Genomic DNA, 13,333 nt, shown 5'->3' with positions numbered 1-13,333 from the left:
CTGAACATCATGAACATGTCAGCAATAAGGACATAAATCGTGGCTAATGACCAAAATGGCGAACTGCTGATGAACGATGAGGGCAGTGCCGCCCTCGATGAGAATGAGCAGAAGAGTTCAGCACTCGGCTTTCTGTCCAACACGGATGTGCTGCGTCAGATCACCCTGATCCTTGGGTTGGCCATCTGTCTGGCGATCGCCGTTTTCATCCTGCTGTGGGGCAAGGAGCCGGACATGCGGCCCTTGGGCACCTACACCACCCAGGAGCTGGTCAAGACCCTCGACTATCTCGATCAGCAGAAGATCCCCTACCAGGTGGATGGCAAGAGCGTGCTGGTCAGTGCCGAGAACTACTCCAGCATCCGGTTGGCGCTGACCCGTGCCGGCCTGGCCAACGCCACCGATATCACCAGTGACGGGGAAGACATCCTGCTCAAGGACTCCAGCTTCGGCGTCAGCCAGCGGATGGAGAGCGAGCGCCTCAAGCTGAGCCGCGAGCGCCAGCTGGCCAGCGCCATCGAGCAGTTCCAGAACGTGGCCAAGGCCCAGGTGCTGCTGGCCATCCCGAAAGACAACGTGTTTGCCCGCAACGAACGCAAACCGAGCGCGACTGTGGTGCTGAGCCTCAAGGGCAATGCCCTCGGCCAGGGGGAAGTGGACTCCATCGTCGACATGGTCGCCTCCGCGGTACACGGTCTGGAGCCGACCCGCGTCACCGTGACCGACCAGAACGGCCGCCTGCTCAACTCGGGCTCCCAGGATCCCGTCTCTGCCCAGACTCGCAAGGAGTTTGCGATGCAGCAGAAGCAGGAGCTGGAATACAAACAAAAAATTGACGCCATCCTGATCCCGGTGCTCGGCGCCGACAATTATACGGCGGAGGTCGATCTCTCCCTCGACTTCTCCCAGCAGGAACAGACCCGCAAGACCTACAACCCGGACTTGCCGGCGGTGCGCTCCGAAATGACCATGGAAGAGAACAGCGCCAACGGCAGCAACGGTGGCGTGCCCGGCGCCCTCTCCAACCAGCCGCCTGCCGCCTCCAACATTCCGCAGCAGGCGACCGGCCCCAATGCCGAAACAACTGCGTCTTCTTCCGGCCGCTCCCGCAAGGAGGCGACCCGCAACTTTGAACTGGATACCACCGTCAGCCATATCCGGCGCCAGATGGGTGGCATTCGCCGCATGACCGTCTCGGTGGCGGTGGATTACAAGGCGTCTACCGCTGCCGATGGCAAGGTGACCCGCGAGCCCCGTACCCAGCCCGAACTCGATACCCTGCGCCGTCTGCTGAGCGGTGGCCTTGGCTTTGATGTGACCCGTGGTGATACTCTGGAGGTGGTCGCCATCCCGTTCAACCGGCCCGAGCTTGAAAGCGTGGCAGAAGCGCCGCTCTACGAGCAGCCCTGGTTCTGGCGTGCGGTGCGCATCGCCGCCTCCGTGCTGGTCATCATAGTGTTGATCGTCACCGTGGTGCGGCCCATGCTCAAGCGCCTGCTCTATCCGGATGCCAAGCCGGAAGGGGAACTGGACTTCGACAACCACACCGTCTTGGGTGGGGATGACGAGCTCAGTCTGCTGGCGGCTCAGGCTGAATCCGAGCCGGTGTTCGGGGTACGTGACGGCCATCTGAAACTGCCGGATCTGCACCGTGATGAGGACTTGCTCAAGGCGGTACGTGCGCTGGTAGCGAACGAACCGGATCTGGCCGCACAGGTCATTAAAGAATGGGTAGCGAACAAAGATGGCTGACGAAAACAAGACACAGGTTACCGGCAATGACATCACCGACAGTCAGCGCCAGATCCTGGATCAGATGAGCGGGATGGAGATGGCGGCGGTATTGATGCTGAGCCTCAACGAAGAGGATGCCGCCCAGATCTTCCGCCATCTCGAGCCCAAGCAGGTGCAGCGGCTCGGCATGTCGATGGCCTCCATGTCGGATTTCAGTCACGACCGGGTGGCGGCGGTCCACCGTCAATTCATCGACGACATCCAGAAGTACACCAACATTGGTATCGGCAGCGAAGACTTCGTGCGCAAGGCGCTGGTGGCGGCCCTTGGCGAAGACAAGGCGAGCAACCTGGTGGACCAGATCATCCTGGGTTCAGGTGCCCGCGGCCTCGACTCGCTCAAATGGATGGATGCCCGCCAGGTGGCCAGCATCATCCAGAACGAACACCCGCAGATCCAGACCATCGTCCTCTCCTACCTGGAGCCGGAACAGTCGGCCGAGATCCTGAGCCAGTTCCCGGAACAGGTACGCCTCGATCTGGTGATGCGTATCGCCAACCTGGAAGAGGTGCAACCGGCGGCGCTGCAAGAGCTCAACGACATCATGGAGAAACAGTTCGCCGGTGCGGCGGGTGCCCAGGCAGCCAAGATGGGCGGCCTGAAGGCGGCAGCCAACATCATGAACTACCTCGACACCAACATCGAAGGCCAGCTGATGGACTCCATCCGCGAGTCGGACGAGGAGATGAGTCAGCAGATCCAGGATTTGATGTTCGTGTTCGAAAACCTCATCGATGTGGACGATCGCGGCATCCAGACCATGTTGCGGGAAGTGCCGGGGGATCTGCTGCAACGGGCGCTCAAGGGCTCCGACGATCAGATGCGCGAGAAGGTATTCAAGAACATGTCCAAGCGGGCCGCCGAGATGCTGGCGGACGATCTGGAGGCCATGGGGCCGATCCGGGTCTCCGAAGTGGAAGCAGCCCAGAAAGAGATCCTCTCCATCGCCCGCCGCCTGGCGGATGCCGGCGAGATCATGCTGGGTGCCGGTGGCGGCGAGGAGTTCCTGTGATGAGTGGCTACGTCGGCGTGAATAGCAGACCGGGCAGCATTATGGCGAGGAGTGCGGCAGGCAGATGAACAACAACAAGCTGCGCGGTTATGTCAGACCCGACGGGGATGAGAGCCAGGTCCAGACCTGGGGCTGGCCCGAGATGGAGGTCGAGGCCGAAGTCGAGACCAATGCCCTCGGGCTGACGCCGGACTGGTATCGGCAGGAAGAAGAGGTCCCGGTCGAAGAGCCGGTGGAGGAGCCGGCCCCCAGTATCACTGCCGAGGAGCTCGAAGCAATTCGCCAGGCCGCCTGGGAAGAGGGAATGGCCGAGGGGCGTGAAGCCGGTTACGCCAAGGGGCTCGAAGAGGGCAAGCTGGAAGGCCTGCAGCAGGGTCATGCCGCCGGGCTGGAGCAGGGCAAGGAGGAGGGGCTGGCCCTCGGCCGCGAGCTGGTGGATCAGCAGATGAGCCACTGGCAGGGGCTCATCGATCGCCTTGCCAACCCGCTCAAGGAGCTGGACGGTGCGGTGGAGCAGCAGCTCATCGCCCTGGTGATGCAGTTGGCCCGTGCGCTCATCCGTCACGAGGCCGAAACCTCGCCCCGGCTGTTGCTCGAAGCGCTCAAGCAGGGGCTGGCGCTGTTGCCGGCTGCCGAACTGGGGGTAACCCTGATGCTGCACCCGGACGATCTGGCCCGGGTCGAGCAGGCGTTCGGCGCCGAGGAGTGCGCCAAGCGCCACTGGCGGCTGCAAAGCGATCCCACCCTCTCCCCCGGCGATCTGCAACTGGCCACCGAACTCTCCAGCATCGATCTGACCCTTGCGGGGCGTATCGATCAGCTGCTGCGCAACTTTCTGCGCGACAATGCATCGCAGGATGCCCGCGGCTAAGGGCGTGCGGGCCGCCAGGGTGCGGCCCGTCTGCTTTCTCTAGCCATTCAACGTCATATCTCAGGAGGCCGGATGAGCGGCTCGTTACTCAATCGCTTGCAAGGGTATCGGGTACGCGATATCGCCCCCAAACCGCCGGTGGCCGGCAAGCTGACCCGGGTGGTGGGGCTGACCCTCGAAGCCATCGGCTGCCGTGCCGCCATCGGAGCGCTCTGTCGCATCGATACCCAGGACGGCTCGCTGGAGGCCGAAGTAGTGGGTTTCTCCGGTGATCGGCTGTTTCTGATGCCAAGCGAACAGCTCAAGGGGGTCATTCCGGGCGCCCGGGTGGTGCCCATCACCGAGGAGCACGGCATTCCGGTCGGCATGAACCTGCTGGGGCGGGTCATCGACGGCATCGGCCAGCCGCTGGACGGGCTCGGCCCCATCCTCTCTTCCCAGACGGTGCAGTTTGCCCAGCACCGCATCAACCCGCTCTCCCGCCGCCCGATCCATCAACCGATGGACGTGGGGGTGCGCGCCATCAACGCCGTGCTGACCGTGGGGCAGGGCCAGCGGATGGGGCTGTTCGCCGGCTCCGGCGTCGGTAAATCCGTGTTGCTCGGCATGATGACCCGTGGCTCGGTGGCCGACGTGGTGGTGGTGGGGCTCATCGGCGAACGGGGCCGCGAGGTGAAGGAGTTCATCGAGGAGATCCTGGGGGAGGAGGGGCGTGCCCGCTCCGTGGTGGTGGCGGCGCCGGCCGATGCCTCGCCGCTGATGCGGCTCAAGGGGTGTGAGACGGCGCTCGCCATCGCCGAGTATTTCCGCGATCAGGGGCTCAACGTGCTGCTGCTGATGGACTCGCTCACCCGTTACGCCCAGGCCCAGCGCGAGATCGCCCTGGCAGTGGGCGAACCGCCGGCCACCAAGGGCTATCCGCCCTCGGTGTTCGCCAAATTGCCGGCACTGGTGGAGCGGGCCGGCAACGGCAGCGACGGCCAGGGCTCGATCACGGCATTCTTCACGGTGCTGACGGAAGGGGACGACCTGCAGGACCCCATTGCCGACGCGGCGCGGGCCATCCTCGACGGCCACATCGTGTTGTCGCGGGAGCTGGCCGATGCGGGCCACTACCCGGCCATCGACATCGAAAAGTCCATCAGCCGGGTGATGCCCATGGTGACTTCGCCTGAACACATGGAGCTGGCGCGCACCCTCAAGCAGTTCTACTCCCTCTACCAGCAGAACCGCGATCTCATCACCATCGGTGCCTATAGCCAGGGCTCCGACCCCCGCATCGACCGCGCCATCATCCAGAAACCCTATCTGGATCAGTTCTTGCAGCAGGGCATGCGCGAGGTCATTCACTACGATGCGGGCCTGCAGGCCCTGCAGCTGGTGGCCATGCCGCTGATGCGTTGACGAGAAGATAAAAGGGAGGCGTGCCCATGAGTAAAGGCTTGGTAATGTTGTCGGAGCGGCTGGTGGAGGCCGAACAGCAGGCGGCGCTGGCGCTGGCCAAGGCCCAGCAGGATTTGAAAATCTTCATGGAGCAGCAGGACGCGCTCAACCAGTACCGCCAGATCTACCACCAGCAGTGGACCGACCGTGGCCTGCAGGGCATAGGTGCCCAGCAGAACAGCCAGTATCATGCCTTCATCAACAAGCTCGAGCAGGCCGCCACCCAGCAGTACGAAGGGGTGTTGCAGGTACGCCAGGCGCTGGAACTGCGTCGCGAGGAGTGGCTGGCCGCGCAGCAGCGGCGCAAGGCGGTGGAGTTGCTGCTGGCCAAGCAGGCGGGCCGCGAGCAGCAGAAAGCCCAGCGCCAGGAGCAGAAGATGCTGGACGAGTACGCCATGCTGCGCCGTTTCCACCATTCTGGCCTGTAACTTGCTTTCTTCTTGCCATCCCGTGTGCGCCTCACTTCCCCCGGGGAGCTGAGGATAAACCCGAAGCCGAATGTCGCCAGGAATCTTCACCATGATGCAGACACTGTTAACCAATTCCCCCGCCGCGCCGACAGCTGCCGCTGCCGACAAGAGCGCTGTGCTGACGGCGAGCCAGGATGGCGGTGAAGGGGCGTTGCAGAGCGACGGCAAGGCCGGCTTTTCCGAGGTGATGAACCGGGTGCAGCAGGCTGACAAGGTTAATGCTAAAGCCGATGGCAAGGCCCCGGCCCGGCCCGGCGCCGAGCAGGGGAGTGCTGGTGCATCGGAGAGCAACAAGCCGGTGCCGACCGCCAAGAGTGAGGCTGCCAAATCTTTGGCGAATGAGGCCGAAGAGGCCGGTAGCGCCGACGACAAACCACAGAAGGGGAGTGAGCCCGACCCCGCTCTCACCCCCAACGATTTCTTGCAGCGTCTGCAGGATGCCCTCAAACAGGACACCTCCCTGGTCGCCCCGACGGCCATCAATCTGGTCGCCACTGCTCCCGTCGTTGAGACGGACGGCAAGATGTTGCCGCAGAAGGGCGCGGACGCCGAGTCGGCCGAGGCTTCGGCCACTCTCACCCAGCCGCTTGCCGGCCGCAGCGACAAACAGGGGGCGACGACCAGTGCCGCCGCGCTGGCCCGCCAGGCTGCCAGCTTGCTCACGGGAGAAACCAGTGTGCCGGTTGATGCGAAGGCCGCGCAGCCGGATGCCGCCATGACGGATGACGTCGCCCTGACGGCTCAGCTGCAAGAAACCGGAAAAGAGGGAAGCGGCAAGAAGAGCGGCGCCAATGCCGACCAACAGGCCGATAACAGTGGCAAAGAGACCAAGGGGAGCAAAAGCGAGCTCTCCGCTGCCGAGCGGGCGGCTTTGCTGAGCAAGGTGCCCGCCGCAGCGTTAAGCGAACAGGGCGAGAATGACACTAAGATCCAGCTGGAGGGCGCCGACAAGGGGGCCAAGCCTGTGGTGCCGCCCATGGCGGGCAAGGAAGAGCCGGTAAAAACCGCTCCGCTGCAGGCCACCCACCAGGCCGTGGCCACTCAGCCCGGCGCCGCCAGAGCGTTTGAAGAGGGGATAACCCGCACCGATAGCGGGTCGAACAGCGCCGCTGCTGACAAGGCGCCGACGCAGACCGCCGCCGAGGGGGATGGGCAGTCCAAGCCGGTGGCCGCCAAGGCCGAGGGCCAGCCTGCTAATGCCGCCAGCAGCGGCGCACCGGCGCCGGCCACCGCTCCCGCCAGCGAACCCGTGTTGGTGGCGCCGCAACAGGTGCTCGCCAGCAGCGAGCCGCAGGGCCCGCAAGCGTCCCTGGCCAGCCTGTCAGCCGGGCTCAAGCAGATGGAAGCCACCGAGCGCAGCGACGCACCCAGGGCTCGCAGCGAGGTGAAAGTCGACGTGCAGCAGAAGGTGGCAGAGCTGGCTCGCGGCGGTGCCCAGGAGAGCAGTGAGACGACCACCCCCCCGGAGAGCAGCCGCAGCCAGCAGGTCCAGCAGAACAGCCAGCCCCAGGCGGTGGGTCATGACAATCGGCCGGCGGCCACCGAAGCGGCCGCGCGGCGCGAGCCCGCCAACCTGCCCCACCTCAAGTTGGCCGATCCGGAGGCGCCGGCCCAGTTGCACCAGAAGGTCAACCTGATGCTGGCGGACAAGCTGCAGCAGGCGGAGATCCAGCTCGATCCCCTCGGCCTTGGCAAGATGAAGATCCAGATACAGATGGGGGCAGACAGCCAGGCCAACGTCCATTTCGTGGTGCAGCACGGCCAGACTCGGGAAATGCTGGAGCAGGCCATGCCCCGGCTGCGTGATATGCTGGCTGGACAGGGCATCCAGCTGGGTCAGACCCTGGTGCAACAACAGCCGCAGCAGCAGTCACAGGGCCAGTCGGCGTTTGCCGGTCAGGGCCAGCAAGGCCAAAAAGGCAGCGGATCTTTTGCCGAAACAGGCCAAACTGAGGCAGAGGTCACGGGTGCCGGCATGCGTTTGTCGACGGAATCGACAAACGACAGCGGAATTGATTTCTATGCTTGATGCCAGCCCGAGTAAGTTTATGATATCGAACAAGTTTGAGACTAGGGTGGACAAGGGATGGCAGACGATAACGAACTGACGCTGAAAGATCCGGCGGCAGGCAAGAAAAAGAAGCTGATCATGATTATCGCCCTGGCCGTGATTGTGCTGGGTGGCGGTGGGGCTGGCGCCTGGTTCATGCTGTCCGGCGGCGACAAACCGGCGGCCGAGGCCGCGGGGGAGGGCAAAGATGCCAAGCCCAAGGAGGCGGCACCCCAGCCTTCGCTCTACGTGGGCATGCCGCGCCCCTTCGTGTTCAACGTCTCCGGTGGTCAGCGCGACCGGCTGGTGCAGATCAAGATCCAGCTGATGGTGCGCGGCACCGCCGACGAGACGCTGGCCAAGCAGAATATCCCCCTCATCGAAGGCACCCTGCTGCGGGTCTTCAGTGCGGCCACCAGCGAGCAGCTGATGACCTTCGAGGGCAAGGAGAAGCTGCGCAAGGATTCACTGGAAGAGTGCCGTCGGGTGCTCAATGACCTGGTCTCTTCCCCCGTTATCGAACAAGTGCTGTTTACCGGCTTTGTCATGCAATAAGGGTGAAGCGTGAGCGATCTGTTAAGTCAGGACGAAATTGATGCCCTCTTGCACGGGGTCGATGATGTCGAAGAGGAAGAGATAGGCGCGGCGGGGGATCCCGGCGTCGCCCAGTTCGACTTCTCCTCCCAGGACCGCATCGTCCGTGGTCGCATGCCGACGCTGGAGCTGGTGAACGAGCGTTTCGCCCGCCACATGCGGATCAGCCTGTTCAACATGATGCGCCGCACCGCCGAGGTCTCCATCAACGGCGTGCAGATGCTCAAGTTCGGCGAGTACGTGCACACCCTGTTCGTGCCGACCAGCCTCAATATGGTGCGCTTCCGTCCGCTCAAGGGGACGGCGCTCATCACCATGGAGGCGCGACTGGTCTTCATCCTGGTGGAGAACTTCTTCGGTGGCGACGGCCGCTACCACGCCAAGATCGAGGGGCGCGAGTTCACTCCCACCGAGCGGCGCATCATCCAGATGCTGCTCAAGCTGGTGTTCGAGGATTACAAGGACGCCTGGGCGCCGGTGATGGACGTGGGCTTCGAGTACCTCGACTCCGAGGTAAACCCGGCCATGGCCAACATCGTCAGCCCCACCGAGGTGATCGTGGTCAGCTCGTTCCACATCGAGCTGGATGGCGGTGGCGGTGACTTCCATGTGGCCATGCCCTACTCCATGCTGGAGCCCATCCGCGAGCTGCTGGATGCTGGCGTGCAGAGCGACAAGGGCGACACCGACGTGCGCTGGAGCAAGGCGCTGCGCGACGAGATCATGGACGTCAAGGTGGAGCTGCGAGCCAAGTTGCTGGAGACCGAGCTCACCCTGCGCGAGCTGATGGAGCTGCAACCCGGCGACATCATCCCGGTAGATATGCCGGAGAACCTGCTGGTGTTCGTGGAGGACTTGCCCACTTTCCATGCCAAGATGGGGCGGACCAAGGACAATGTGGCGCTCAAAATCACCGACAAACTCAAGCGCCCGGAAGGGGTCAAGACCGAGATGCATCTGGTGACCCGGGGCGGTGTACGCATCGATGGCGAGGCCGAGCTGGAAGAGCTCGAGCGCAGCATCGAAGATCAACAACGATAAACGGCGATCTGCGCTGGCAGGCCGTCAAGAAAGCAGCATAAGGAATTCAAGATGAGCGGAACTGATGAAGAGGATCTGATGGCGGATGCCTGGGCTGCCGCGCTGGAAGAGCAGGTGACTGCCGAAGCCAAGCCCGCTCCCCTCGAAGAGCTCAAGGATGATGCCCCCATCAGTGCCGAGGAGCGGCGCAAGCTGGATACCATTCTGGATATTCCGGTGACCATCGCCATGGAAGTGGGCCGCAGCCAGATCAGCATCCGCAACCTGCTGCAGCTCAACCAGGGCTCGGTGGTGGAGCTGGATCGGGTGGCGGGCGAGCCACTGGACGTACTGGTCAACGGCACCCTGATCGCCCACGGCGAGGTGGTGGTGGTGAACGACAAGTTCGGCATCCGGCTGACTGACGTCATCAGCCAGATTGAACGGATCAAGAAACTCAAATGATCCGCGTCTCCCCGTTGCTGCTGTTGTCCTTCCCCGCACTGGCTGAACCCGGTGCGGGTGCCAATCCGCCCAGCCTCACCTCCTGGCTGCTCTCCAGCCTGATGGTCATCGGCCTCATTCTGGTGCTCGGTTTCCTGCTCAAGAAGAGCAAGATTGCCACCGCCATGGGGGGCGGCCAGATGCGGGTCATCGCCAGCCTGCCGGTGGGCTACAAGGAGAAGCTGCTGGTGGTCAAGGTGGGCGAACAGCAGCTGTTGCTTGGGGTGACGCCGCAGCAGGTCAACTTTCTCTATCGTCTGGAAGAGCCGCTGGACGAGAGCCAGCCCCAGGCGTTCTCCCAGCAGCTTGGCAAATTGATGGGCAAGCATGAAAAAAGCTAACGGCTCACGGCCGCACGGTGGGCTGCTGGTCGGCCTGTTATCCCTCCTGATCCTCTGCTCGCCGCTGGCGCTGGCCCAGGACGGCATGTCGGCAGTCACCATCAAGACCATGGCGGACGGCAGCCAGGAATACAGCCTGACCCTGCAGGTGCTGGCGCTGATGACGGCGCTCTCCTTCCTGCCGGCCATCGTCATCATGATGACCTCCTTTACCCGCATTATCATTGTGCTCGGCATTCTGCGCCAGGCCATCGGCCTGCAGCAGAGCCCCTCCAACCAGGTGTTGATCGGCATTGCCCTGTTCATGTCGTTCTTCATCATGTCGCCGGTGCTGGATCGCATCAACAACGAGGCGCTGCAACCCTATCTGGCCGAGACCATCCAGGCCAAGGAGGCGCTGGAGAAGGCCGAGCTGCCCATCCACCAGTTCATGCTGGCCCAGACCCGGATCAAGGATCTCAACACCTTCATGGAGATAGCGAACGTGCAGGTGGACAAGCCCGCCGACGTGCCGCTGCGGGTGTTGATCCCGGCGTTTGTCACCAGCGAGCTCAAGACCGCGTTCCAGATAGGCTTCATGCTGTTTCTGCCGTTCCTGGTGATAGACCTGGTGGTGGCCAGTATCCTGATGGCGATGGGGATGATGATGTTGTCGCCGATGCTGGTCTCCCTGCCATTCAAGCTGATGTTGTTCGTCATGGTGGATGGCTGGAATCTTATCCTGGGATCCCTGGCCAACAGCTTCGGGCTGGGTGCCGGTGGTTAAGGGCGAGCAACGCAAGGAGCGAACGGCATGAGTCCTGAAACCTTTATCGACGTGTTTCGCGAGGCGCTCTGGCTGGTCACCATCATGGTGTGTGCCGTGATCCTGCCGAGCCTCTGCGTCGGTTTGCTGGTGGCCATCTTCCAGGCGGCCACCTCCATCAACGAACAGACCTTGAGCTTTCTGCCCCGTCTCATCGTCACCCTGTTTGCACTGGGGGCGGGGGCGCACTGGGGCTTGCAGAGTCTGATGGACTTCTTCCTGCTGATGGTGAGCCAAATTCCGGAGGTGGTGGGATGAGGGGCCCGCTCGATCAGAGCGCCCTTCTGTGCCCGTTGCTGGCCTCGCTGGTCCACAAGGTGCCGGGATGACCTACACAACCGCTCTCATCATGGAGTGGTTGTCTTCCATCGTCTGGCCATTGGCGCGGGTGAGCGGGCTGCTGATGGTGATGGCGGTGTTTGGCAGCCGCCTGACACCGGCTCGCGTGCGCATCAGCCTGGCGCTGGCGCTGACACTGATGATTGCCCCTTTGCTCCCCCCCATGCCCAAGATCGAGCTGTTCTCGGTCGGCAGTTTTCTGGTGCTGGGCCAGCAGTTGCTCATCGGGGTCGCGCTTGGCCTCATGACCCAGTTCCTGATGGAGAGCTTCGTGATGGCCGGCCAGATCATCGCCATGCAGACCAGCCTGGGTTTTGCCACCCTGGTGGATCCCATGAACGGCCAGTCGGCACCGGTGGTGGGCCAGTTCTACCTGATGCTGGCGACCCTGGTGTTTCTGGCGGTGGATGGTCACCTCATCATGCTGCGCATGGTGGTGCTGAGCTTTGATACCCTGCCGGTCTCGGACAGCGGCCTCAGCCTGCCCTCCATTCGCGATCTGATCGGTTTTCTCGGGGTCATGTATCAGGCCTCGCTGGTGATGGCGCTCTCCGCCATCGTCGCCCTGCTGCTCATCAACTTTGCCTTCGGCGTCATGACCCGTGCCGCACCCCAGCTCAACATCTTCAGCATCGGCTTTGCGGTCAGCATGATGTCGGGCCTGCTGATCCTCTGGCTCACCATTGGTGGCTTCCTCGGCCATTTCGACAGCATGTGGGAGCGGGTGCAGGAGACCAGTTGCACCCTCATCGGCACCCAGTGCCTGGGGGGCCAGTAAGATGCCGGCGGCAGGTTGTAGGCTCCATTGCGCGGAGCGGACTGTCTGGGTTTGCCCTATTGGCTGCGTGCGACTGAACAACGGTGCTCAGGCGACTTTGATGCCTGATTGCCTCGACCTGTGCGGGGGTCAGCATGGCTGATACCGATCAGGAACGTACCGAACAACCCACGGGCAAACGACTGCAACAAGCCCGGGAAAAAGGGCAGATTGCACGCTCCAAGGAGCTGGGTACCGCCAGCGTCCTGCTGGCGGCCGTGTTTGGCCTGCTGATGGTCAAGGAGAGCCTGGCCGGCGCCATGGTCAAGGTGCTCACCATGGGCTTTACCCTGGATCGGGAGCAGGCGTTCGATCCCAATGCCATGATGACCATGTTGCCGGCCCTGCTGCGTGAGCTGCTGCACCCACTCGGTCTGCTGTTCATGCTGGTGGCCATCGCCGCCTTCGTCGGCAATACCCTTATGGGGGGGATGAACTTCTCCTCCGAGGCCATGCTGCCCAAGTGGAGCAAGCTGAGCCCGCTCAACGGCATCAAGCGGATGTTCGGGGTACAATCCCTGGTCGAGCTGGTCAAGTCCATCGCCAAGGTGGTGTTCATCTCCCTGTTCGCCTGGTGGATGCTCTCCAGCCAGTTCAACCATCTGCTCAATCTCTCCCTCGAGGGCTACCCGGGCGGCATCATAGACGCGCTGGATCTGCTGTTGTGGATGCTGATCATTCTCTGCTGCGCCCTCATTCCCATCGTGGCCATCGACGTGCCGTTCCAGCAGTGGAACCACATGCGCCAGCTCAAGATGACCAAGCAGGAGGTTAAGGACGAGTTCAAGGACAGCGAAGGCAAACCCGAGGTGAAGGGGCGGATCCGCCGCTTGCAGATGGAGATGGCGATGCGCCGCATGATGGGGGATGTGCCCAAGGCGGACGTGGTGATCACCAACCCGACCCACTACTCGGTGGCACTCAAGTACGATACCGCCAAGCCGGGCAGCGCACCCAAGGTAGTGGCCAAGGGCACCGATGAAATCGCGATGAAGATCAGAGAGATAGCCAGGGAGTACGAGATACCGGTGATGCCGTCCCCGGCGTTGACCCGCGCCATCTTCCACGCCACCGAGATTGGTCACGAGATCCCGGAAGGGCTGTTTGCCGCCGTGGCCCAAGTGCTGGCCTATGTCTATCAGCTCAAGAAGTTCCGCCGTGGCCGTGGTCGCCGTCCCAATCCGCTGGCCAAGGATCTGCCCATTCCAACCGAATTCCGCAAATGACAAACTTCTGACACAGTCAAAATAAAATCATTGTATTTCAATATCTT

14 protein-coding genes are annotated in these 13,333 nt (G+C 62.8%); all 14 read left to right on the top strand.

Annotated elements, in window-relative coordinates; translation table 11 throughout:
- Positions 1-39 precede the first annotated feature (39 nt).
- Positions 40-1,752 (top strand): flagellar basal-body MS-ring/collar protein FliF, encoded by a 1,713-nt coding sequence (gene fliF / locus AACQ43_RS03620; protein WP_168965985.1) that lies wholly within the window; start codon positions 40-42, stop codon positions 1,750-1,752.
- Positions 1,745-2,806 (top strand): flagellar motor switch protein FliG, encoded by a 1,062-nt coding sequence (gene fliG, locus AACQ43_RS03615; RefSeq protein ID WP_011705273.1) that lies wholly within the window; start codon positions 1,745-1,747, stop codon positions 2,804-2,806. Before fliF ends, fliG begins: the two co-directional genes overlap by 8 nt.
- A gap of 64 nt (positions 2,807-2,870) precedes the next feature.
- The gene (gene fliH, locus AACQ43_RS03610) at positions 2,871-3,677 is read left to right on the top strand and encodes a flagellar assembly protein FliH (protein WP_017409947.1); all 807 of its coding nucleotides are present in this window, start codon (positions 2,871-2,873) and stop codon (positions 3,675-3,677) included.
- 72 nt (positions 3,678-3,749) lie between these two features.
- A complete protein-coding gene (gene fliI / locus AACQ43_RS03605) occupies positions 3,750-5,081 on the top strand; it encodes a flagellar protein export ATPase FliI (protein ID WP_011705275.1) in 1,332 nt (443 codons plus the stop codon).
- Positions 5,082-5,107: 26 nt separating this feature from the next.
- Positions 5,108-5,548: a flagellar export protein FliJ gene (fliJ, locus tag AACQ43_RS03600; protein WP_011705276.1), complete on the top strand. Its 441-nt coding sequence runs from the start codon at positions 5,108-5,110 to the stop codon at positions 5,546-5,548.
- A gap of 91 nt (positions 5,549-5,639) precedes the next feature.
- Positions 5,640-7,619 (top strand): flagellar hook-length control protein FliK, encoded by a 1,980-nt coding sequence (locus AACQ43_RS03595; protein ID WP_168965983.1) that lies wholly within the window; start codon positions 5,640-5,642, stop codon positions 7,617-7,619.
- A 57-nt stretch (positions 7,620-7,676) separates the two neighbouring features.
- Entirely contained in the window at positions 7,677-8,195 is a 519-nt protein-coding gene (gene fliL, locus AACQ43_RS03590) for a flagellar basal body-associated protein FliL (protein WP_011705278.1), read from the top strand.
- Positions 8,196-8,204: 9 nt separating this feature from the next.
- A complete protein-coding gene (gene fliM / locus AACQ43_RS03585) occupies positions 8,205-9,275 on the top strand; it encodes a flagellar motor switch protein FliM (RefSeq protein WP_039215301.1) in 1,071 nt (356 codons plus the stop codon).
- A 51-nt stretch (positions 9,276-9,326) separates the two neighbouring features.
- Complete coding sequence (gene fliN / locus AACQ43_RS03580; protein ID WP_011705280.1) at positions 9,327-9,719, top strand: flagellar motor switch protein FliN; 393 nt, start codon at positions 9,327-9,329, stop codon at positions 9,717-9,719.
- Positions 9,716-10,099, top strand: coding sequence for a flagellar biosynthetic protein FliO (gene fliO / locus AACQ43_RS03575; protein ID WP_017781141.1), 384 nt, complete (start codon positions 9,716-9,718; stop codon positions 10,097-10,099). Before fliN ends, fliO begins: the two co-directional genes overlap by 4 nt.
- Positions 10,086-10,865: a flagellar type III secretion system pore protein FliP gene (gene fliP, locus AACQ43_RS03570; protein WP_011705281.1), complete on the top strand. Its 780-nt coding sequence runs from the start codon at positions 10,086-10,088 to the stop codon at positions 10,863-10,865. The genes fliO and fliP overlap by 14 nt, the downstream gene beginning before the upstream one ends.
- A 27-nt stretch (positions 10,866-10,892) precedes the next feature.
- Positions 10,893-11,162 (top strand): flagellar biosynthesis protein FliQ, encoded by a 270-nt coding sequence (fliQ, locus tag AACQ43_RS03565; protein WP_011705282.1) that lies wholly within the window; start codon positions 10,893-10,895, stop codon positions 11,160-11,162.
- Positions 11,163-11,229: 67 nt separating this feature from the next.
- Complete coding sequence (fliR, locus tag AACQ43_RS03560; protein WP_011705283.1) at positions 11,230-12,021, top strand: flagellar biosynthetic protein FliR; 792 nt, start codon at positions 11,230-11,232, stop codon at positions 12,019-12,021.
- A gap of 134 nt (positions 12,022-12,155) precedes the next feature.
- A complete protein-coding gene (flhB, locus tag AACQ43_RS03555; RefSeq protein ID WP_060388869.1) occupies positions 12,156-13,286 on the top strand; it encodes a flagellar biosynthesis protein FlhB in 1,131 nt (376 codons plus the stop codon).
- Positions 13,287-13,333 lie beyond the last annotated feature (47 nt).

This window comes from Aeromonas sp. DNRA1 (assembly GCF_963888745.1).
Lineage (GTDB): Bacteria > Pseudomonadota > Gammaproteobacteria > Enterobacterales > Aeromonadaceae > Aeromonas > Aeromonas hydrophila.
The sequence above is the reverse complement of the archived record's forward strand: the minus strand, read 5'-3'. Positions and strand labels throughout refer to the sequence as shown.

Coding starts and splice junctions, on each gene's coding strand:
- fliI (WP_011705275.1), top strand. CDS start 3,750: ATGAGCGGCTCGTTACTCAATCGCTTGCAAGGGTATCGGGTACGCGAT.
- fliL (WP_011705278.1), top strand. CDS start 7,677: ATGGCAGACGATAACGAACTGACGCTGAAAGATCCGGCGGCAGGCAAG.
- fliH (WP_017409947.1), top strand. CDS start 2,871: ATGAACAACAACAAGCTGCGCGGTTATGTCAGACCCGACGGGGATGAG.
- fliG (WP_011705273.1), top strand. CDS start 1,745: ATGGCTGACGAAAACAAGACACAGGTTACCGGCAATGACATCACCGAC.
- fliO (WP_017781141.1), top strand. CDS start 9,716: ATGATCCGCGTCTCCCCGTTGCTGCTGTTGTCCTTCCCCGCACTGGCT.
- fliN (WP_011705280.1), top strand. CDS start 9,327: ATGAGCGGAACTGATGAAGAGGATCTGATGGCGGATGCCTGGGCTGCC.
- fliQ (WP_011705282.1), top strand. CDS start 10,893: ATGAGTCCTGAAACCTTTATCGACGTGTTTCGCGAGGCGCTCTGGCTG.
- fliJ (WP_011705276.1), top strand. CDS start 5,108: ATGAGTAAAGGCTTGGTAATGTTGTCGGAGCGGCTGGTGGAGGCCGAA.
- fliP (WP_011705281.1), top strand. CDS start 10,086: ATGAAAAAAGCTAACGGCTCACGGCCGCACGGTGGGCTGCTGGTCGGC.
- flhB (WP_060388869.1), top strand. CDS start 12,156: ATGGCTGATACCGATCAGGAACGTACCGAACAACCCACGGGCAAACGA.
- fliR (WP_011705283.1), top strand. CDS start 11,230: ATGACCTACACAACCGCTCTCATCATGGAGTGGTTGTCTTCCATCGTC.
- AACQ43_RS03595 (WP_168965983.1), top strand. CDS start 5,640: ATGATGCAGACACTGTTAACCAATTCCCCCGCCGCGCCGACAGCTGCC.